The organism is Pseudarthrobacter sp. NPDC058329 (genome assembly GCF_042879835.1).
In the GTDB taxonomy this organism is placed as follows: Bacteria; Actinomycetota; Actinomycetes; order Actinomycetales; family Micrococcaceae; genus Arthrobacter.
This window is the reverse complement of the sequence record NZ_JBHVZR010000001.1, coordinates 855,060-875,932: the sequence shown is the minus strand read 5'-3', so window position 1 is coordinate 875,932 and position 20,873 is coordinate 855,060. Positions and strand designations below refer to the sequence as shown.

Annotated in this window: 16 protein-coding genes; 5 read left to right on the top strand and 11 right to left on the bottom strand. The window is 66.3% G+C overall.

What is annotated here, in order from left to right; translation table 11 throughout:
- Positions 1-44: 44 nt before the first annotated feature.
- Complete coding sequence (locus ACFVYC_RS04160; protein WP_387546906.1) at positions 45-1,028, bottom strand: DegV family protein; 984 nt, start codon at positions 1,026-1,028, stop codon at positions 45-47.
- A 57-nt stretch (positions 1,029-1,085) separates the two neighbouring features.
- On the bottom strand, positions 1,086-3,611 hold the full coding sequence (gene leuS, locus ACFVYC_RS04155) for a leucine--tRNA ligase (RefSeq protein ID WP_387546904.1): 2,526 nt from the start codon (positions 3,609-3,611) through the stop codon (positions 1,086-1,088).
- Between the two features lie 294 nt (positions 3,612-3,905).
- Between leuS and ACFVYC_RS04150 the strand changes: the two genes are divergently transcribed.
- Positions 3,906-6,293, top strand: a complete 2,388-nt coding sequence (locus ACFVYC_RS04150) for a PEP/pyruvate-binding domain-containing protein (RefSeq protein ID WP_387546901.1) — start codon at positions 3,906-3,908, stop codon at positions 6,291-6,293.
- Positions 6,294-6,514: 221 nt separating this feature from the next.
- Here ACFVYC_RS04150 and glpK read toward each other — a convergent pair whose 3' ends face one another.
- The 3 genes from glpK to ACFVYC_RS04135 all read right to left on the bottom strand — a co-directional run bounded on the left by glpK (position 6,515) and on the right by ACFVYC_RS04135 (position 10,735).
- Positions 6,515-8,029 carry a glycerol kinase GlpK gene (glpK, locus tag ACFVYC_RS04145; RefSeq protein ID WP_387546898.1) on the bottom strand — a complete coding sequence of 505 codons (1,515 nt, stop codon included), beginning with the start codon at positions 8,027-8,029 and terminating at the stop codon, positions 6,515-6,517.
- 52 nt (positions 8,030-8,081) lie between these two features.
- Positions 8,082-8,831 (bottom strand): MIP/aquaporin family protein, encoded by a 750-nt coding sequence (locus tag ACFVYC_RS04140; protein ID WP_387546895.1) that lies wholly within the window; start codon positions 8,829-8,831, stop codon positions 8,082-8,084.
- 92 nt (positions 8,832-8,923) lie between these two features.
- The gene (locus ACFVYC_RS04135; protein WP_387546893.1) at positions 8,924-10,735 is read right to left on the bottom strand and encodes a glycerol-3-phosphate dehydrogenase/oxidase; all 1,812 of its coding nucleotides are present in this window, start codon (positions 10,733-10,735) and stop codon (positions 8,924-8,926) included.
- A 165-nt stretch (positions 10,736-10,900) separates the two neighbouring features.
- Between ACFVYC_RS04135 and ACFVYC_RS04130 the strand changes: the two genes are divergently transcribed.
- Genes ACFVYC_RS04130 through ACFVYC_RS04115 form a run of 4 tightly spaced genes read left to right on the top strand, consistent with a single transcriptional unit; the run spans position 10,901 to position 14,746 of the window.
- Positions 10,901-11,833, top strand: a complete 933-nt coding sequence (locus tag ACFVYC_RS04130) for a sugar-binding transcriptional regulator (protein ID WP_387546891.1) — start codon at positions 10,901-10,903, stop codon at positions 11,831-11,833.
- A gap of 10 nt (positions 11,834-11,843) precedes the next feature.
- Entirely contained in the window at positions 11,844-12,713 is an 870-nt protein-coding gene (locus ACFVYC_RS04125; protein ID WP_387546889.1) for an aldo/keto reductase, read from the top strand.
- 6 nt (positions 12,714-12,719) lie between these two features.
- Positions 12,720-13,649, top strand: a complete 930-nt coding sequence (locus ACFVYC_RS04120; RefSeq protein WP_387546886.1) for an alpha/beta fold hydrolase — start codon at positions 12,720-12,722, stop codon at positions 13,647-13,649.
- Complete coding sequence (locus ACFVYC_RS04115) at positions 13,646-14,746, top strand: glycosyltransferase family 4 protein (RefSeq protein ID WP_387546883.1); 1,101 nt, start codon at positions 13,646-13,648, stop codon at positions 14,744-14,746. Before ACFVYC_RS04120 ends, ACFVYC_RS04115 begins: the two co-directional genes overlap by 4 nt.
- Before the next feature lie 48 nt (positions 14,747-14,794).
- On the opposite strand, the gene ACFVYC_RS04110 is transcribed toward ACFVYC_RS04115, so the two are convergent.
- The 6 genes from ACFVYC_RS04110 to mihF all read right to left on the bottom strand — a co-directional run bounded on the left by ACFVYC_RS04110 (position 14,795) and on the right by mihF (position 20,860).
- Positions 14,795-16,942: a primosomal protein N' gene (locus ACFVYC_RS04110; protein WP_387546880.1), complete on the bottom strand. Its 2,148-nt coding sequence runs from the start codon at positions 16,940-16,942 to the stop codon at positions 14,795-14,797.
- A 91-nt stretch (positions 16,943-17,033) separates the two neighbouring features.
- On the bottom strand, positions 17,034-18,269 hold the full coding sequence (metK, locus tag ACFVYC_RS04105; protein ID WP_387546877.1) for a methionine adenosyltransferase: 1,236 nt from the start codon (positions 18,267-18,269) through the stop codon (positions 17,034-17,036).
- Positions 18,270-18,346: 77 nt separating this feature from the next.
- The gene (gene coaBC, locus ACFVYC_RS04100; RefSeq protein WP_387546874.1) at positions 18,347-19,588 is read right to left on the bottom strand and encodes a bifunctional phosphopantothenoylcysteine decarboxylase/phosphopantothenate--cysteine ligase CoaBC; all 1,242 of its coding nucleotides are present in this window, start codon (positions 19,586-19,588) and stop codon (positions 18,347-18,349) included.
- 35 nt (positions 19,589-19,623) lie between these two features.
- Entirely contained in the window at positions 19,624-19,884 is a 261-nt protein-coding gene (gene rpoZ / locus ACFVYC_RS04095) for a DNA-directed RNA polymerase subunit omega (RefSeq protein ID WP_003800778.1), read from the bottom strand.
- 15 nt (positions 19,885-19,899) lie between these two features.
- On the bottom strand, positions 19,900-20,496 hold the full coding sequence (gmk, locus tag ACFVYC_RS04090; protein WP_387546872.1) for a guanylate kinase: 597 nt from the start codon (positions 20,494-20,496) through the stop codon (positions 19,900-19,902).
- Positions 20,497-20,542: 46 nt separating this feature from the next.
- On the bottom strand, positions 20,543-20,860 hold the full coding sequence (mihF, locus tag ACFVYC_RS04085; RefSeq protein WP_387546870.1) for an integration host factor, actinobacterial type: 318 nt from the start codon (positions 20,858-20,860) through the stop codon (positions 20,543-20,545).
- Positions 20,861-20,873 lie beyond the last annotated feature (13 nt).

Below are 20,873 nucleotides of genomic sequence, written 5' to 3'. Positions count from 1 at the left end.
CGGCATGGAACCGTTGAAAATCCCCCATAGCCTTGTGCCTCCGGTCAGCCGGCGGCGTCCACGGCCAGGTTGTCGCCCACAATAACGGCAAGAACACCGAGCCCCGCGTGGGCAGCAAGTACGGCCGGGAGGGAGCTGATCTGCGCAGAAGGGCACTGCGGCAAGGCGGCCGCCAGCCGTTTGGCCAGCCCCTCCGCCTCCTGCGGGTTTCCGAAATGGTGGACGGCAAGGCGCACGCCCCCGGAAGCGGTCCGGGCGGAAACGTCCGCTGCGACGATCTCCTCCAGCCGGGCAACTGCCCGCACGGCTGAGCGCACCTTCTCCAGCGGAACGATCCTGCCGCCGTCGACCCCAAGGATTGGCTTGATGGCAAGCATCGTGCCCCACAATGATGCAGCCGCTCCGATCCGCCCACCGCGCCTGAGCTGCTCGAGGCTGGGAACGTAGAAATAAACCTTGGTCCGCGCCGCCTGGCCGGCAGCCGCGGCGGCCACCGCCGCCGCTTCGCCGCCTTCGCCGGCAACACGCGCAGCTTCCTGGACGGCCATGCCAAGGGCCATGCCCACCGTCCCCGAATCGACGACTTCCACGGGAATGCCCACCCTGCCGGCCGCAAGCCGGGCGGCATCCGCCGTACCGGACAGGCTGCCCGAGATGTGCACGGAAACCACCGCTTCAAAGCCCCTGCGCTGCGCCGCCAGGTAGGCCTGTTCAAATTGTCCGGGCGAGGGCCGTGAGGTCTTCACGGACGTCCCGCTGGCCAGGGCCAGGGCGATGGTCTCCGATATGTCGTCTTCGCCCTCACCGTAGATCTCGTCCCCCACCATCACGGGCATGGGAATAACGGTGAGCCGTCCGTCGCTGCCCAGCCCGGCAGCCCAGTCAGCCGGCAGCGCGGCGGCAGAGTCGGTCACCACTGCAATACGTACGACGGCGTCGGCTTGGGTTTCCGGACCTTCCTGCCGGCGCCGGCGGGCAAGCAGGCGTGCGCGGACCCAGGGCCAGGCGGCGGCATCGCTGTTGGGCAAAGGGGGCCTCCTGGAGTCACAGCAGGCCGCCGGAGGTTTCCGGCGGCCTGGTCCGGCTTATGCCGGGACGATGTTGACCAGTTTAGGGGCGCGGACGATGACGGTGCGGATGCCGCGGCCGTCGAGCGCGCGCTGGACGTTGTCAGAGGCCAGCGCCAGTTCGCGCAGTTGGTCTTCGGTGACGTCCGGCGAGACCTCGAGCCGGTCCCGGACCTTGCCCTGGACCTGGACGACGGCGGTGACGGTGTCCTGGACCAGCAGGGACTCATCGTGGGCCGGCCAGCCGGCGTTCGCCACCGAGGCGTGGTGACCCAGGACGTTCCACATGTCCTCCGCGGTGTACGGTGCGAAGAGGCTGAGGATGACAGCCACAGCCTCGGCAGCTTCGCGCACTGCAGGATCAGCTCCGCCGGCACCGGCGTCAATGGTCTTGCGCGTTGCGTTGACCAGTTCCATCAGCTTTGCCACCACCACGTTGAACTTGTTGCTGTCCAGCAGGGCGGCTGCGTCGGCAATGGTGCGGTGCGTGACGGACCGGAGCGCGCGGTCCCCGGCCCCGGGGTCCGTGCCGGGCTCACTGCTGACGTCCTGCGCCAGCCTCCATGCGCGGGCCAGGAACTTCGCAGAACCCGACGGCGAAACATCGGCCCAGTCGACGTCGTCCTCCGGAGGCGAGGCGAAGATCATGGTGAGGCGGACAGCGTCCACGCCGAACTTGTCCAGCTGCTCACCGAGGTCAACACCGTTGCCCAGGGACTTGCTCATGGCCTTGCCGCCGTTGAGGACCTGGCCCTGGTTCAGCAAGGCGCTGAACGGCTCGTCGGCCTCGATCAAGCCCAGGTCGTGGATGACCTTGGTGAAGAACCGTGCGTACAGCAGGTGCAGGATGGCGTGCTCCACACCGCCCACATACTGGCCGACCGGCATCCACTCGTTGATCTTGGCCGGGTCGAAGGGACCCTCCGTGAACTCCGGCGAGACGAAGCGCAGGAAGTACCAGGACGAATCCACGAAGGTGTCCATGGTATCGGTATCGCGTTTGGCCGGACCATGGCAGTTGGGGCATTCAACATTGACCCAGGCCTCCGCGGCAGCCAGCGGCGACGTCCCCTTCGGCGACAGGTCCTCACCTCGGAGGTCTGCCGGCAGGGTGACGGGCAGCTGCTCATCAGGCACGGGGACCTCGCCGCAGGACGGGCAGTGGATGATCGGGATGGGGGTGCCCCAGAACCGCTGGCGGCTGAGCAGCCAGTCACGCAGCCGGAAGTTGACGAACTTCTCTCCGGTGCCCTGGCGTTCCAGGATGGCGATCGCGGCCGGGATCGCCTCCGCCTTCGGCAGACCGTCCAGGTCGCCCGAGTTGATCAGGGTGCCCTCCCCGGCCGTGGCGGTGCCGGACACTGCGGGGTCTTCCTCGCCGGTATCCAGGACGGCGCGTACCGGGAGGTCGAACTTCCGGGCGAAGTCGAGGTCGCGCTGGTCGTGGGCCGGCACTGCCATGATGGCGCCGGTGCCGTAGTCGGCCAGGACGTAGTCGGCTGCCCACACCGGCAGCTTTTCACCGTTCAGCGGATTGACGGCGTACCGGCCGGTGAAGACGCCGGTCTTCTCCCGTTCCGTGGACTGCCGTTCGATCTCGGTCAGTGCTTTGACCTGTTCACGGTATTCGTCCAGGGCGGCGGAATGCTCGTCCGTCACCAGTTCGACGGCGAGCGGCGCGTCAGCTGCGACGACGAAGAACGTCGCGCCGTACAGGGTGTCGGGACGGGTGGTGAAGACGGTGACGTCCTTGGCGGGCTTGCCGCCGTCGGCCTCGATCACGAAGTTGACGTGCGCGCCCTCGGAGCGGCCGATCCAGTTCTTCTGCATGGCCAGCACCCGCTCGGGCCAGTGGCCCCGCAGCTCCTCCATGTCATCGAGCAGCCGGTCGGCGTACTCGGTGATCTTGAAGTACCACTGGTTTAGGGACTTCTTGGTGACAGTGGTGCCGCAGCGTTCGCAGGCGCCGTTGACAACCTGCTCATTGGCGAGCACGGTCTGGTCCTTGGGGCACCAGTTGACCGGTGAATCCTTGCGGTACGCCAGTCCACGCTCGTAGAAGCGTTTGAACAGCCACTGGGTCCACCGGTAGTACCCCGGGTCCGAGGTGTGCAGCCGGCGTGACCAGTCGGCCGAGATGGCGTAGCGCTTGAAGGACGCGGCCTGCGTGTCGATGTTGGCGTAGGTCCACTCGCTTGGGTGGGCGTTGCGCTTGATCGCAGCGTTCTCGGCGGGCAGGCCAAACGAGTCCCAGCCAATCGGATGCAGGACATCGTAGCCCTGCTGGCGGAGGTAGCGGGCCACAACGTCACCCATGGCAAACGCCTCGGCGTGCCCCATGTGCAGGTCCCCGGAAGGGTACGGGAACATGTCCAGCACGTAGCGCCGCTCCCGGGAGCCGTCGTCTACAGGGGTGAAGACTTTGAGGTCTTCCCACACCTGCGGCCATTTGGCCTCCATGGCGGCAAAACTGTACGTGCCCTCGTCGGGCACCTCCGCCGACCCTGCTGCTGTTCCGGTCTCTGTCTCCGGCTGAACGCCCACTGCTGCCCTTTTCTGTTCTGTTACGGCATCTGTGCTGCCATAACGGCCTGATCCTCCTGCTGGCGGCCCGGAAACTGGCCCGGACACACAAAAGCCCCTCGCCATGGAGGGGCTGCCGCACGGTTATCCGTTGTTTCGGATGCCGGGCGGCTAACTAAGCAGAAGGATCGCACGCATGGAACCACTTTAGCGCACGAAGGCGTTGGGCCGGGGAGCGGCCGACCTGTACCGCCGGAGTCATGTGTCACTAAACTTGAGTCGGGCAATCCGGCTACCGTCCCGGCAGGTGATTCCTTGGGCAATGACTCCCGCGATGACATGGGCGATGACGCAGGTGCAGCCGTCAGCGCCGGTCCACTTGACCGCCGTCTTTTCCCTCCCCTCGGCGGTCCTCTCGCCCTGACCCGGGAAGCGGCAGGAGGCAAGGCCGCAGCCTTGTCCGAACTGAAATCCGCGGGTTTTCCCGTTCCTCCAGGCTTTGTGGTCACACGCACGGCGTTGGCCGCCCGGTCAACTGACGGTCAGGCTGAATGGGACCGCGAGGTGCGGGCAGCCGCACTCGCGGCTGGTCCCGGCCCGTATGCGGTCCGTTCGTCGGCCGCTGCCGAGGATTTGCCCGGCGCTTCCTACGCCGGGATGTATGAAAGTTATCTGGACGTGCCAGGCGCAGACCTCGCTTCGGCCATCACCCGCTGTTTCGCGTCGGCCAACGCCGGCCGTGTCCGGACGTACCGGGACTCGCTCCGGCCGCAGCCGGCTGGCGGCCCGGGAGCTGGAGAACACGTCGTTCCGGACACTCGGGACGGAGCCCCTTCCGATGTCGGAAACATGGCGGTCCTCGTGCAGCAGATGGTGGACGCCGCGGCTGCGGGCGTCGCTTTCACGGCGAATCCCCTGACCGGGGCACGGGATGAGACGGTCATCTCCGCTGTGAGGGGGCTCGGGCAAAGCCTGGTGGGAGGGTCGGAGCACGGCGAAGAGTGGGTGGCGCGAGGTGGCCTGGCGACCCGCAGGAGCGGTGCAGCTGCCGGGCAGATGGCATCTGTGCTGACGCGGGAAAGCGCGACGGCGGTTGCCGCCCTGGCAGGCGGCGTCGCCGGGCACTTCGGCTGCCCCCAGGACATCGAGTGGGCTGTGGACCGCTCCGGCCGGGTTCAGCTGCTGCAGGCGCGTCCGATGACGGCCGTTCCGGAGCCGGTGGTGTGGCGGGCGCCGGGAAAGGGAGCCTGGATCCGAAACTTCCGGCTGGGAGAATGGCTTCCCGAACCCGTCACTCCGCTGTTTATGGACTGGGTCATCCCCTGCATGGACGCGGCTTACAACGACGCCGTCTTCCGCTCGGCCGGCCTTCGGGTTCCGATGGGCAACGCCACAGTGAACGGTTGGTACTACGTGGCCCCGCCAACGCCCCGGGCACTCCCCCGCCTGCTTTTGGGCGGCAAGCCATCCTCGCTGCCCTACTTTTTCAACTTGGTGGTCCGGCCCATGATCGACCCCGCGGGCGCGGACCGGGCCGTCCTGCGGGACCTTGAGGTTCAGTGGCGCAGCCAACACCTGCCGGCCTACCGCAGCCTGGTTGACAGCTACCGGGATGTCCCGCTGCCCTCAAGCGTGGCCGGGCTGATGGACCTCGTTGAACAGGTGGCTCGGGCGGCCGGGCAATACCTCTGGTTCTTCGCTGCCACCGGCGGCGCGGCCTGGAAAATGGAGTTGGTGCTGGCCAGGTTCTGGCGCAGGCACCTTGCTCCGGCGTTCGCTGTCCGGCAGGAGCAGGGACTGGACGACGGCGGCGGCTACCAGGTGCTGCTGGGCGGCCTTGCCCCGGCACTGCCGGTCAAAGTGGACCACGCCGTCTACAGCCTCGACTGGTATCACCCCACGGCGGGCGAAGAGCCTGCCCCGCCCGCCGGGTCAGGCAGCGTTTCCCAGGGCGCCGCGCCAGCGGTTGCAAGGCGGCGCGCAGCAGAGGCAGCCAGCCGCTCCGTGCTTCGGAATACCCGCCATCTCACGCGGTTCGATACGCTGCTCGCGCTGGCCCAGCACTATGCCCTGCTCCGGGAGGAACAGGTGCGGGACTTCACCCTGGGCTGGCCGTTGCTGCGCCGCTGCGCCAGGGCCATCGGAGCCCAACTGCAGCAGGAGGGTGTGATCAGCGGTCCGGATGATGTGTATTTCCTGACCCGGCGGGACCTGCGGCGGGACGCGCCCCCGCAGCACGAAGCCGTGGCAGGACGCCGCGGGCCCTGGCTACGCCAGCGGAAACTGTCCGCTCCACTGGTGCTGGGCACGCTACCGATGCTCGGCAACACCTTCGACCGGGTGGCCAACACAGCCCGCAGCACCACCATCCTCCCGCAGGGCGCACTGGTGGGACATCCCGCAAGCCCCGGCCGGGCCAGGGGCCGCGTCCGGGTAGTCGAGGGTGCAGCGGACTTCTCAAAGTTCCAACCATTCGAGGTCCTGGTTGCCAGGGCAACAGCACCAGCCTGGACCCCACTCTTTGGTCAAGCGGCAGCCGTGGTCACCGACGGAGGCAACCTGGCAGCCCATGCCTCCCTGGTTGCCCGGGAGTACGGCATCCCGGCAGTAGTAGGAACAGGAACAGCCACCCAGGACCTCCACACGGGCCAGCTGGTCACAGTAGACGGCAACGCAGGCATAGTAGTCGTCCACACCGAATGAGCGTGGCCCACCGCCGCGAGGAAGGCTGCACACTAACTCACAGGCACGAGGCAGATTGACCCGGCGGCAGACAAAAGGGCCAGAGGCTCCCCCGCCATGGTGTGGTGGGCACCCGTGAGGGGCCCACTGCTGCGAGGGCCCCGACACGAGCTTGCGAGTGTTGGGAGCAGCAGGGGACGGGCGGGCGGGGAGTCTCTGGCCCTTTTGGGAAAGGTGAAGAGTTACCGCACGTCCTCGTCCACCCAATCCATCGACTTGGTTACTGCCTTCCGCCAGAGGCGGAGCTGCCGGTCCTGTTCGGCCTGGTCCAGCTGGGGGTCCCAGCGCTTGTCTTCGGACCAGTTGGAGGACAGTTCGCCGAGGTCCTTCCAGAATCCGACGGCGAGGCCGGCGGCGTAGGCGGCGCCCAGGGCGGTAGTCTCCACCACCTTCGGGCGGATGACGGGGACGCCGAGGATGTCCGCCTGGAACTGCATCAGCGCATCGTTGGCCACCATGCCGCCGTCGACCTTCAACTCGGAGAGGGGAACGCCGGAGTCGGCGTTGACGGCGTCGAGCACCTCGCGGGTCTGGAACGCGGTGGCTTCCAGCGCTGCCCGGGCAATGTGGTTCTTGTTGACGAACCGGGTGAGGCCCACGATGGCGCCCCGGGCGTCCGAACGCCAGTATGGTGCGAAGAGCCCGGAGAACGCCGGCACGATGTACACGCCGCCGTTGTCCTTCACCGATGCCGCGAGGGTTTCCACTTCCGGGGCGCTGCTGATCATCCCCAGGTTGTCCCGCAGCCACTGGATCAGTGAGCCGGTGACCGCGATGGAACCTTCCAGGGCGTAGTGGGGCGCCGCGTCGCCGAGTTTGTAGCCCACCGTGGTCAGCAGCCCGTTCTTCGAGTGGACGATTTCCTCGCCGGTGTTGAAGATCAGGAAGCAACCCGTGCCGTAGGTGTTCTTCGCTTCGCCGGTCTGGAACGCCGCCTGGCCGAACGTGGCTGCCTGCTGGTCCCCGAGGATGCCCGCAACCGGAACCTCGCGCAGAAGCTGCGAGGTATGGACGGTGCCATAGACCTCGGAGGAGGATTTGATCGCCGGCATCATGGACAGCGGGACGCCGAAGATGCCCAGGATTTCCTCGTCCCACTGCAGCGTGTCCAGGTCCATAAACAGCGTGCGCGACGCGTTGGTGACATCTGTAACGTGGACGCCGCCGTCCACCCCGCCGGTCAGGTTCCACAGGACCCACGCGTCGGTGTTGCCGAACACCAGGTCGCCGGCTTCGGCTTTCTGGCGGGCGCCTTCCACGTTGTCCAGGATCCACTTGATCTTGGTGCCGGAGAAGTACGTGGCCAGCGGAAGGCCCACCTTCTGCTTGAAGCGGTCGGCTCCCCCGTCCCTGGCGAGTTCGTCCACGATGTCCTGGGTCCGGGTGTCCTGCCACACGATGGCGTTGTAGATGGCTTCGCCGGTTGTTTTGTCCCAGACCACGGCAGTTTCGCGCTGGTTGGTGATGCCGACGGCGGCGATGTCGTGCCGGGTCAGGTTCGCCTTCGAGAGGGCCGAACCGATGACCTCGCGGGTGTTGTTCCAGATCTCGGCAGGTTTGTGCTCCACCCACCCGGCCTTGGGAAAGATCTGTTCGTGCTCCATCTGCCCGGAGGAGACGATGCTGCCGCTGTGGTCAAAAATGATGGCACGGGTGCTGGTGGTTCCCTGGTCGATAGCGATGACGAACTGGCTCATGATGACGTCCTTGTCTTTAGCGGTTTGTGTGGGCAGTGGCTTGGGTGAGGGGTCAGGAGGTTGCTGTCACGATAATCGGGACCCAGCGGGCGACGAGGCCGCCAAGGGCTCCGCCCACGAGCGGGCCAACGACGGGAATCCACGAATAGCCCCAGTCGCTGGAGCCCTTGCCCTTGATCGGCAGCAGGGCGTGGGCAATGCGCGGGCCGAGGTCACGGGCGGGGTTGATCGCGTAGCCGGTGGGGCCGCCGAGGGAGACGCCGATGCCCACGACGAGGAGTGCGACTGCCAGGGGGCCAAGGCCGGACGGGGTTCCGCCGAGCGTAAGGATCACGAACACCAGGACGAAAGTACCGATGATCTCGGTGACCAGGTTCCAGGAGGTGGACCGGATGGCCGGGCCGGTGGAGAAGACGCCGAGTTTACTGGCGACCTCCTCTTCGGCGTCGAAGTGCTGCTTGTAGGCGAGCCAGCAAACAACGGCGCCGAGGAAGGCACCCAGCAGTTCGCCGCCAAGGTAGGTCAGAGTGGAAGCGAAATCCACGGCAACACCCGGGGCGTATTCGGGACTTCCGTTAACCAGGAGGCCAAGGGTTACGGCAGGGTTCAGGTGCGCCCCGGACTTTGCGGCCACAAAGACACCCGCGAAAACGGCGATACCCCACCCCCAGGTCACCATCAGGAACCCGCCGCTGTTGCCTTTGGTCCCACGCAGGGCGACGTTGGCGACGACGCCGCAACCCAGCAGGGTCAGCATCGCCGTTCCGAAGACTTCGGAAAGGAAAACAATTCCAAGAGACATCTTTGACTCCTTTTATTTTCTGTTGTCGGTCCTTCGCGGGTTGAAGGATCGTGGGGCCGGGGCGGGTGGAGCGCCCCGGCAGCCAGCCTGTCCTATGCGACCAGGCTGTGCGTTTCTACGCGGTGGAACCGCTGCAACACGTCCTGGGCGTGTTGGATCTCGGCAGCCCGCGCCGCGAAGTCCCATCCCAGGGGAACGGCGAGTATGTCCGCAACCTCGTTGAGCAGCTCTCCCGTCACCAGGCCGCGGAACGCCAAAGAAGTCCGGCGGATGAGGACGTCCACGAGGTGCCCAACCTGCTCATGGGCGGCCATGAACTCCAATTCACGGACACTCAGTTCGCGGGTGGAGTGCAACAGGCGGTCCGGCCCGCCGTCGAGGTATGCAATGACGGCCTCCGCCCGGGTTCCGTACCGGGTCAGGAGCCCGGCGGTCCGGTCGGCGTCGCGGCCTGGGGTCATGTGCTGCTTGATCCACTTCTGCACTCCCGCTTCATCGGCGGGGAAGCCGGCGCCGCCGCCGATGGCGAGCTGCGCCGTCGAGACTTTCCGCTGTATGCCCAGTTCCGCGAGGACGTCATTGGTGAGGTGTTCGGCCAGTGCCCGGAACGTGGTCCATTTGCCGCCCACCAGGCTGAGTACGACGGCGCCCGCCCCACCATCGTTGCTCCCGGGCTGCCGGCGCTCAATCCGGTAATCCCGGGAGACAAATCCGGGCTGGGTGGCGTCGTGACGGGGCAGCGGCCGGACGCCCGAGAAGGTGTAGACAATTTGTTCGCGCGTGACGGCAATGTCCGGGAAGACGTGGCCGATGAGGTCGAAGAAGTACTCGATTTCCTCGTCGGTGCAGACGGCGTCCTTCGCAATATCGGCGTCCACGTCCGTGGTCCCGACGAGGACCCGGTCCCCCATTGGATAGATGAGGACGATCCGGCCGTCGGTGTGCTCAAAGAAGATTTCGCGTCCTCGGCAGGCGGCAAGGAGTTCCGGGTGGTCGAGCACGATGTGCGAGCCCTTTGTGCCGCCCATAAAGGCTGAGGGTGTTCCCATGGACTCATTGGTGAGGTCCACCCAAGCGCCGGTGGTGTTGACGATGACGTCTGCCGTGAAGTCGAACTCCTCGCCGGTCAACTCATCGCGCAGCCGGACCGTGCCGCCTTTGCCGGTGCCTCGGTTGGGTACGCCGGTCATGGATGTCAGTGACAGGTAGTTGCTGGCGCGTGCTGTGTTGCCCTGGCTGGAGCCGGAGGTGTCGCCCGCCTTTTCGCCGTCCTGCAGGACATCAAGCGTGAGCCGCTCGGGGTTGTGCACGGAGGCGTCAAAGTAGGTGGCCGCGAACTTGACGTCCGGGCGAAGGTCGGGCAGTTCAGCGAGGGCGCGCTCACGGCCCAGGAACTTGTGGCGCGGCACTGTGCCGCCATCGCGGGAAAACGAGTCATACAGGCTGAGGCCCAGCTTGATGAGGAACGCGCCGCGCTCCCTGGGCCTGCCCTGCCGCTTATGCGTGAGGAAGCGCAGCGGGGCGGCAAGCACTCCCGAGAAGGTACTGAAGATGGGGATGGTGGTCTGCAGGGGCTTGACGTAGTGCGGTGCGATGCGCAGCAGCCGGTTGCGCTCCACCACCGACTCCCGGACGAGCCGGAACTCACCGTTTTCGAGATACCGGATGCCGCCGTGGATCATATGCGAGGACGCGCCGCTGGCCCCCTGGCAGTAGTCGCCGCGTTCCACGAGCGCAACGTCCACTCCCTGCAGGGCCAGGTCCCGGAATGTTCCGACGCCATTGATCCCGCCACCCACCACCAGCACTTTCGCATGCGGGCGGAGCCGCAGGTTGTGCACCGATGCGCGCTCGGTTTCCTGCTGTGGTGCTGCGGTGCGGGCGGGTGAATCCTTCGGTCCCAAAACGACTCCCTTGGGCTTTATGTGTCGCGGGTACAGCTAAGTGATCCGCCGTTCTCATCTATTGTTTGGAGTAATGGAAAATGGAGTCAAGCAATATGCACAAACGTGCAGAACGGAGCACCCGTGGACCCGTCCCGGCACGCACACGCCCTTCGAGCTGCACAAATGTATTATTTGCAGGACCTCACCATGGACGCCATCGCCCGCGAGCTCCGGACATCCCGTTCGACGGTGTCGCGGCTGTTGTCCTCCGCCCGGGATTCGGGCCTGGTGCAGGTCCAGATCCGCAACCCCCTGGACACCGGACCGGAGCTGGAAGGTTTGATCCGGCGCCGGTACGGGGTTGACGCCCATGTTGTGCCGGTGATGGAAACCCTTAATGAGGCTGAAACCCTGGACCGGGTGGCGATGCAGGCCGCCCGCACCATCGGGCCACTGGTGGATTCCAATGCGATCATCGGCGTGGCCTGGGGTTCCACGCTCAGTGCCGTCAGCCGGCACCTGACGAGGAAGATAACGCACGACAGCGTGGTGGTGCAGCTGAACGGTGCCGGCAACATGCACACGACGGGTATTACCTATGCGAGCGACATCATGCGCCGCTTCGGCGGCGCCTATGGTGCACGGGTGGAACAATTCCCGGTTCCCGCCTTTTTCGACCACGCCGCCACCAAGACTGCCATGTGGAATGAACGCAGTGTGCAGCGCATCCTTGAACTCCAGGAAAAGATGAGCATCGCGATCTTTGGTGTCGGATCGGTGGATGCCGATTACCCCAGCCACGTCTACGCCGGCGGATACCTGGACGAGGGCGACCTCAACATCCTGGCGACGTCCGACGTCGTGGGCGACGTTGCCACCGTTTTCTTCCGTGCTGACGGTTCCTCGGACGGGATCGTCCTCAATGAACGGTCCACCGGCCCCGCCCTCAGCGAACTTCGGCAGGTCCGGCGCAGGATCTGCGTGGTTTCCGGGGTGTCGAAGATCAACGGGCTGAAGGGGGCGCTCGCGGCGCGCCTGGCTACGGACCTGATCCTCGATGAGGCCACCGCGCGCCGTCTGGTAGGCCTGGAGGGCCTCGCTATGGCAAGTAGGTAGAGTCATTGCTATGAGGATCTCACCGCGGCTGGGCCTGAACAACGGCGTGCTGATCGACCAGCTGGGCTACGGCCTGTACAAGGTGCCGTCATCCGATGCGGCCGGACTCGTTGCGATGGCCCTCGGTTCCGGGTACCGACACTTCGATACCGCTGCCATGTACGGCAACGAGTCGGGGGTTGCGCGGGGCCTCAGTTCCCAGCTCGGCGCCCGGACGGGCAACGGCGGTTCCGGTGAACACTTCCCGGCACCCGCACGGGAGGACATCTTCGTCACCACCAAGGTATGGAACGATGACCACGGCTACGACGCCACCCTGCGTGCATTCGATACCTCCATGGTCAACCTGGGCCTGGACTACGTGGACATGTACCTCATCCATTGGCCCTGCCCACGGCGCGGACTGTTCCCCGAAACCTACCGGGCCATGGAGACGCTCTACCGGGAGGGAAAGGTGCGCGCCATCGGCGTCAGCAACTTCCAGCCAGCACACCTTGACCGTCTGCTGCAGACAGCTGAAGTGACCCCGGCCGTCAACCAGATCGAGCTCCACCCGTGGCTCCAGCAGCACGAGCTGCGGAAGATCCACGATGACCTCGGGATCAGGACCGAAGCGTGGAGCCCACTGGGCCGCGGACGCGTGCTGACCGACCCCGTGGTGCAGGCATGCGCCGCCGAACACGGCAGGACGCCGGCGCAGATCATTCTCCGCTGGCACATACAACTGGGTAACATTGCCATCCCCAAGGCAAGCTCCGAGGCGCGCATCCGCGAGAACCTGGACATTTTCAGCTTTGAGCTCTCCGCCAGGGACATGGATGCGCTCGCCGGACTGGACCGGGGACAACGCACCGGTTCCCACCCGGACAACGTCAACTAGGACCTCATGAAAACCACCTCCCAGGGGCAGACCCCCGCGCCTGCCTTCTTCAGCCCGGACCTCGCGGGACGCACCCGGGCCTCTTCGATACAGCTCGCCGGGGGGAAGGTGGCATTCTGGACCTACGAGCCCGTGCAGGCAACCCCGGAAACCCGGACCATCCTGGTGATCCACGGGTTCCGTGGAGACCACCACGGCCTCCTTCGGGTGGCCGACCACCTTCCGGAGATGCGCATCATCATGCCGGACCTCCCCGGCTTCGGCAGCTCAGACGCTTTCGGGCCCGGTGGGCACACCGTTCCTGGCTACGGAACGTTCATCACGGAGTTCATGGCGGCCCTCAACCTGGGCCCTGATACCGTCCTGCTGGGCCACTCGTTCGGGTCCATCATTGCCGCCCATTTCGTGGCCGTCCATCCCGGCGCCGTGAATCCCCTGATCCTCATCAATCCCATCCCCGCGCCTGCCTTGGAAGGTCCCAAAGGCGTGATGACCAGGCTGGCGGTGCTGTACTACCGGCTGGCCGCCCGCCTGCCCCGGCCGCTGGGGCTGGCCCTGCTGCGCAGCCCGGCGATTGTCCGGGTGATGAGCGAAACCATGGCCAAGACGGGCGACCAAAACCTCCGGCGCTTCATCCACGGCCAGCATCACGCGTACTTCAGTGCGTTCGCCAGCCGGGACAGCCTCCTCGAGTCGTTCACCGCCTCCGTCAGCAGCCACGTGGCCGAGGTGGCAGGCCGCCTGGCCCTTCCGGTCCTGCTGATCGCCGGCGAGAAGGACGAAATCGCCATGCTGCCGGACCAGCACCGGCTCGCCGCGCTGCTGCCCGACGGCGAACTCCAGGTCATTCCGGGCGTCGGCCATTTGATCCATTACGAGACGCCGGAGCCGGCCGCCCGATACATCCGCAGCTTCCTGAAGGACCACCCCGCGTGAAAATTGTCATCGACGCCCGTTTCACCAGGACGGACCACCACGACGGCATCAGCCGCTATGGAGCCAGCCTGATCGCGGCGGCCTCCGGGATCGCCGACGTTTCCATGCTGATCTCCGACCTCCGCCAGCTCGCCCTGCTGCCGGACGTGCCGTACACGCTGATCAACAGCCCCCTGTCCCCCGCGGAACTGTTCGTTGCCCGCAAAATCAATCCGCTGGGCGCGGATGTGGTGGTTTGCCCGATGCAGACCATGGGCACCTGGGGCCGCAAGTACGGGCTGGTCCTGACCCTGCACGATTTGATCTATTACGAGCACCCCGCACCTCCGGGATTCCTGCCCGCCCCCGTGCGGCTGCTCTGGCGGCTTTACCACAAGGCATACTGGCCGCAGCGCCTCCTCCTCAACAGGGCCGACGTCGTGGCCACCATCAGCCGGACCACGGAGGCCCTGATGGCCAAGTACCGGCTCACGCGCCGGCCCGTCCGGATCATCAGCAACGCACCGCAGCCGGCCCAGCAGCCCCGCGTGGCGGCTGGCGGTGCCGAGCCTTCCCTCGTGTACATGGGCTCGTTTATGCCCTACAAAAATGTTGAAACCATGGTGGCGGGCATGGCTGGGCTGCCCGGCTTCACGCTTCACCTGCTCAGCCGCATTACCCCACAGCGGCGCGCCGAACTGGAGCAGCTCATCCCGCCCGGGGCTTGTGTGGTCTTCCATAACGGCGTCACCGACGACGAGTACGCCACGTTCCTGAAATCAGCCACCGCGCTGGTGAGCCTCTCGCGGGCGGAAGGGTACGGCCTGCCACTGGTGGAGGCCATGGCGCTGGGCACGCCGGTCATCGCCAGCGACATCCCCATTTTCCGGGAAGTGGGCGGCGACGCGGCCAGTTACGTTGATCCGGCGTCGCCCGGGCAGTTTGCGGACGCAGTAAAGAAGCTGCAGGACCCGGACCGATGGGAGGAAACCTCGCGGCGCTCTGTTGCCCGCGCCGGGGAGTTCACCTGGGATGAGTCGGCCCGCCAGCTGGTGGAGGTGGCCCATGACATCGTCGCCGCGCGCCGCGGGGAATCGAACCCGCGCCGCGGCCGGTAGCGGCAGTTGCGCGCCGACTGGATGCATCCCGGCAGCAGGCAGGATCCGCTACAGCACGTCCACGCCGTCCAGCCGCAGCTGGACCGGTTCAGCACTTCGTTTGGCGGCGGTCGCCGCCCGCGTTGCGCGGAGGACGCGGGTGGCCGCGGCGGCCTGGGCGTAGGGGAAAAACAGGAGGGTCCGCACATCTTCTGCCGACCGGCGGGTGGACGGCGGGCCGCTGAGGATGACAGGCGCAGGGCCCGCCGTACGGAGGCGGACCCCGGATTGCTCCAGCTGCGCTGCCACTGCACCTGAGAAATGCTCGACGGCGGCCCGGGGGCCGGTGACCGAGGCAACGCGCACCGCAGGCGGAAGCTGCAGCTCCGCACGCAACGAAAGCTCACGCTGGGCATAACCTGCAGGATCCCATCTCAGCAGCGCACCCACCGCGACGGTGTCCGCTGCGGTAATCACCACGAGGCCTCCCTCAGCGGCAGGCCGGACCAGGGACGCGGCGTTGAACCAGCGCCGCACCGTGTCCTCGCCCGCCCGCAGCGTCTCCCGACGCAGCAGGGAATCACCGTCCAGCAGCAAGGCGGCGGCATATCCCCCTTCTGCTACTGGCTCCGCTCCCACGGTGGCCACCACCAGGGCCTTGCCGCCCGTGACGCGGGCCTTGACCTGGTCGCCCGAGGACATGATAACGGTCTTACCGGGAAACGCCCGGCCCAGCTCCTCGGCAGTCCGGATCACGCCCGTTGCGCCCCTGCGGAGCTTCCGGCTGCTGCAGTGCGTGCAGTGCCAGTCCGGGGCAGGAGTGGAGCACCACCGGCATTGGGGAAGGGCGGACGCGCCGCTGGCCCCTGCTACCGCCAAAGGACCCTGGCAGGCACCACACCGTGCCGGCTCGCGGCAGGTGTCACACACCAGTGACGGCGCGTAGCCGGCCCGGGCCACCTGTACTAAAACCGGCCCCCGCTCAAGGCCCTCTTTGGCCGCCCGCCACGCGGCTCCCGGAAGGCGGGCGATGCCGGCCAGCGGATCACGCTCCTGCTCGAAGCTGTCCGCCGTATTCACCACGCGCGGGACGGTGCGGCGGACCAGCGTGCGATCGGCGTCGACAGGCAGGGCCCAGCCCGTCTCGACAAGCCGCTGGACTTCGGTACTGCGGGCGTGCCCGGCCAGAAGGCAGGCAGCCCCTGCCTGTTCCGCGCGCAGGAGCAGGACTTCGCGGGCGTGGGCATAAGGCGCACGCTGCTCGATATGGAGGTCGTCGCCGTCGTCCCAGCAGACCACGAGGCCCAGGTCCGCAACGGGCGCGTAGGCAGCGGACCGGGTACCAATGGCCACGCGTGCTGTTCCGGCCAGGAGCCGCAGGAAATTCCGGTAGCGCGGTGTGGGCCCGTCATCCGCCGTGAGGCGGGCTACGGCGTGGTCCGGAACCAAAGCCCCCACCGCCTCTTCAAGCCGGTCCAGGTCCCGGTTGTCCGGCACCACCACAACGGTTCCCCGGCCGGAAGCGTAAGCAGCGGCTATGGCCTCGGCCAAAAGTTGCGGCCAACCGGCGGAGCCATGACCCTGAAGGGGACTCAACACCGCCCGTGGCGAGGCCCCTTCGTTCAAATGGCGCAGGAACGCGGGGCCTGTCCGGTAGATGGTCCAGGCGCTGTCCCCCCAAGGCCCCGTCACGGCTCCAGCGGGTTCTCCCGTCCCATCCGCCGGCGATTCCCCGGAATCAGGGTAGGTCTTCTCCAGCCGGGCAACCCGCGGGGGAACCGCAACCCGAAGGACGTCGCTGACGGTTCCCGCGTACCGGGCCGCGACAGCGGTGACCAGGTCGCGGATCTCCGGCGTCAGGACGGCAACCGGGGAAACAATTTTCGCGAGGGGCAACAGCGTGTGACCGGCGTCGGACTCCGCCACCCGTTCCATGATGAACCCGCTGAGGTCCTGGCCGTTGAACTTGACCTTCACCCTGACGCCGGGCCGGGCATCTTCATCGAGGGCGGCGGGCACACCGTAGTCGAATGGCCGGTCCAGGTGGGGCAGCGAGGATTCCACGAGCACCCTGGCCACCGGGAGGTGGGCAGCGAACTGCGGGCCGGTGTGCTGCTTCCGGGAAGGAAAGCCCTGCAACAGGGACGGCTGCACCGGCGCCGGCAGATCCAGAAACGGCTGTGCGGAATTGTCAGCAACCACGTTGGCTACCTCCATTCAGCATCACCGGGTGAACCTGGCCAGTAAACCACCCGGCACCGACATTCCAGCCGTACCGGCATTTCCGCCGGAGCCGGGTGCCGGCCGGTCAGGCGTTGAAGAACGCCTTCAGGTCATCCACGCGGTCCAGGCGCTCCCAGGTGAAGTCCGGATCGTCGCGGCCGAAGTGGCCGTGCGCGGCGGTCTTGGCGTAGATGGGCCGCTTCAGGTCCAGGGCGTCGATGATGGCGCGGGGACGCAGGTCAAAGATTTCGGCGATGGCAGCGCTGATCCTGGCCGGGTCAACGGTTTCAGTTCCGAACGTCTCAACGTAGGTGCCCACGGGCCGTGCCTGGCCGATGGCGTAGGCGATCTGGATTTCTGCACGCTTGGCCAAGCCGGCGGCAACAACGTTCTTGGCAACCCAGCGCATTGCGTAGGCGGCGGAGCGGTCCACCTTGGACGGGTCCTTGCCGGAGAAGGCGCCACCCCCGTGGCGTGCCATGCCGCCGTAAGTATCAACAATGATTTTCCGCCCGGTGAGGCCTGCATCTCCGACAGGGCCGCCGATAACAAATTCACCGGCCGGGTTCAGGATGTTCGCAGCACGGGAGATGTCCAGGTTGGCGGCAGCCAGCACCGGCTCGATGACGACGGCGGCGAGGTCCGCGCGGAGCTGTTCCAGGCTTGCGCCTTCGGCATGCTGGCTGGAGATGACCACGGTCTCGACAGAGACCGGCCGGTCCTTGTCATAACCAACGGTCACCTGGGTCTTGCCGTCAGGGCGAAGGTATGACAGCTCCCCTGACTTCCGGACTTCGGTGAGGCGCTCGGAAAGGCGGTGCGCCAGCCAGATCGGCGTTGGCATGTAGGAGGGAGTCTCGTCACTGGCGTAGCCGAACATCAGGCCCTGATCCCCGGCGCCCTGGAGGTCGTAGTCGTCCTCCTGGCGTCCTTCACGGGCCTCAAGGGAGTTGAAGACTCCTCCGGCGATGTCGTTGGACTGCTGGCCGATGGACACAGAAACGCCGCAGCGGGCGCCGTCGAATCCGTTGGCTGAGGAGTCGTAGCCGATGCCCAGGATGGTCTCGCGCACGATCTGCGGGATTTCGACGTAGGCGTCTGTGGTGACCTCACCGGCCACGTGGACCAGGCCGGTGGTGGCCATGGTCTCCACAGCGACGCGGGATTCCGGGTCCTTGTCCAGCAGGGCGTCAAGGATGGCGTCACTGATCTGGTCGCAGATCTTGTCCGGGTGGCCTTCGGTGACCGACTCGGAGGTGAAGAGCCGGAGCGCGGAGGGCGTGGCCGCGTGGGACTGGGGAAGGTGCAGCGGTAAAGTCACTCAACTACCTTACTGGTTGGGATCTGTCTGCCCGCCGCGAGATGTCCCCGTGCTAAGCAAACGTGGCCGGGAACACTTCAGGCTCGTGGCGAAACGTGATTCAGTTCAAAGCCGATCCGGCTGATGATGGCCGTCGAAACGTCCGTTTTGGTTCCGGCCGCCTCCTGTGGCTCGGAACCGTTCCGGGAGAGGATGACCACGGAGTTGGTGTCCTGGCCGAAGACCTTGTCCGCGCCCACGTGGTTGACCACCAGCAGATCGCACCCTTTGCGCTCCAGCTTTGCTTCGGCGTAGGCCAGGACGTCGCCGTGGCTGTCGCCGGTTTCAGCAGCGAAGCCAACGATCAGCTGCTGCCGCTTCCCGTGGCCGGCGCCGTTCCGGAGTTCCACCAGTTCGTGCAGGATGTCCGGGTTGCGGACCAGCGTGATGACGGGGTCTGCGCTGTCATCGCGCTTTTTGATCTTGGTGTCGGAGACCTCCGCGGGGCGGAAGTCAGCCACCGCCGCGGACATAATCACGACGTCGGAATCGGCCGCGGCTGCCAGCGCGGCCTCCCTGAGCTGCAGGGCGGTCTCCACGGGCACCACTTCGACGCCCGCCGGCGCGGGGACTTCCATGTGCGCTGCGAGCAGGCGGACCGTCGCCCCGGCATTCCGTGCGGCGACGGCAAGGGCGACTCCCTGCTTGCCCGAGGAGCGGTTCCCCAGGAACCGCACCGGGTCCAGGGGTTCGCGGGTTCCGCCGGCGCTGATGGTGACGGTCCGTCCGGCCAGCGGCAGCTGGTAGTCGGACCCGCCCTGGACCAGGGCCATGGCGGCGTCGAAAATCACCTCAGGCTCAGGCAGCCTCCCCGGACCGGAATCAGATCCGGTCAGCCGGCCGGTGGCCGGCTCAAGGACGGCCACCCCGCGGCCCCGCAGCGTTTCCACATTGGCCTGGGTGGCGGCATGCTGCCACATCTCGGTGTGCATGGCCGGGGCGAACAGCACCGGGCCGTGAGCCATCAGCAGGGTGTTGGTGAGGAGGTCCCCGGCCTGGCCGGTGGCTGCCTTGGCCAGCAGGTCCGCCGTAGCCGGGGCGACGACCACAAGGTCGGCTTCGTGGCCGAGGCGGACGTGGTTGACTTGGTGGACGTCGTCGAAAATGCTGTTGCTGACCGGATTTCCGGACAGCGCCTCCCAGGTGGCAGTGCCAACAAAGCGGGTTGCCGCCTCCGTGGGAATCACCGTGACGTGATGGCCGGCTTCAGTAAAAAGCCGGAGGAGCGATGCCACTTTGTAAGCGGCTATCCCTCCCCCGACTCCGAGGACTATGCGCACGTGACCTCCGTCAACAGCACGTCAGGCGGCAGGTATTACTCTGCAGCTTCGATCGGCGTGGAAACCAGTTTGCCTTCGTTGATCTCGCGCAGTGCGATCGAGAGCGACTTTTCGTTTAGCTTGGTGTCTACCAGCGGGCCGACGTATTCGAAGAGGCCCTCGTGCAGCTGGGCGTAGTAAGCGTTGATCTGCCGAGCACGCTTGGCACCGAAGATCACCAGGCCGTACTTGGAATCTGCTGCCTCGAGCAGCGAATCGATCGGCGGGTTGATGATGCCTTCAAGGTTCGTGGACACGAATTCTCCAAAATTCTAGCGGGCTGACCGTTCCGGCGTCCCGTGCGGATGCGGGGTCAGCCCCATGAGTGAAACAAGCTCGTCCGCTGCCCGGCGAACGTCGTCGTTGATGACGGTATGGTCGAACTCCGGTTCAGCAGCAAGCTCCAGTTTAGCGGTTTCCAGCCGGCGCTGCTGTTCCTCGGGCGTTTCCGTGCCCCGGCCCACGAGGCGGCGGACCATTTCGTCCCAGCTCGGCGGCGCGAGGAAGACAAACTGGGCGTCAGGAACAGCAGCCTTGACCTGGCGCGCACCCTGCAGGTCGATCTCCAGCAACACCGACCGGCCTTCGGCGATGGCCTGGTTCACGGTGCTCTTCAGCGTTCCGTAGGTGTTCTGGCCGTGCACGACTGCCCACTCGAGGAACTCACCTTCGGCGACAAGCCGCTCGAAGTCCTCCTTGGCCTTGAAAAAGTAGTGGACACCGTCAACTTCGCCCGGCCGGGGTGCCCGGGTAGTGGCTGATACGGAAAGCCAAACCTCGGGGTAGTTGTCCCGGATGAAGGTGGACACGGTGCCTTTGCCAACAGCCGTCGGACCAGCGAGGACTGTCAGTCCAGGTTTTTTAGTCACGTATTCCTTTGTGCCGGAGTTCGGGGATAGCGGGGAGGTATCCGCGCTAGTTTTCGTCTATAAAATCTACCAGCGCCCGGCGCTGGTGGACGCCCAGGCCGCGGAGCCTGCGGGAGGCCGCAATGCCCAGTTGCTTCATGATGGCGGCGGCCCGTACTTTGCCAACGCCCGGCAGCGCCTCCAGCAGCTCCGAAACCTTCATCCGCGCCATGGCTTCATCCTCCGTGGCCGATTTGATGATGTCGGCCGCGGATTTGGCGCCGTTCTTGAGGCTTTCCTTGGCAGCCGCCCGGGTTGCCCTGGCTGCTGCCGCCTTGTTCAAGGCCTCAGTTCGTTCCGACGCGGATAAGGGTTTCAGCACCATCGTGGGACACCCC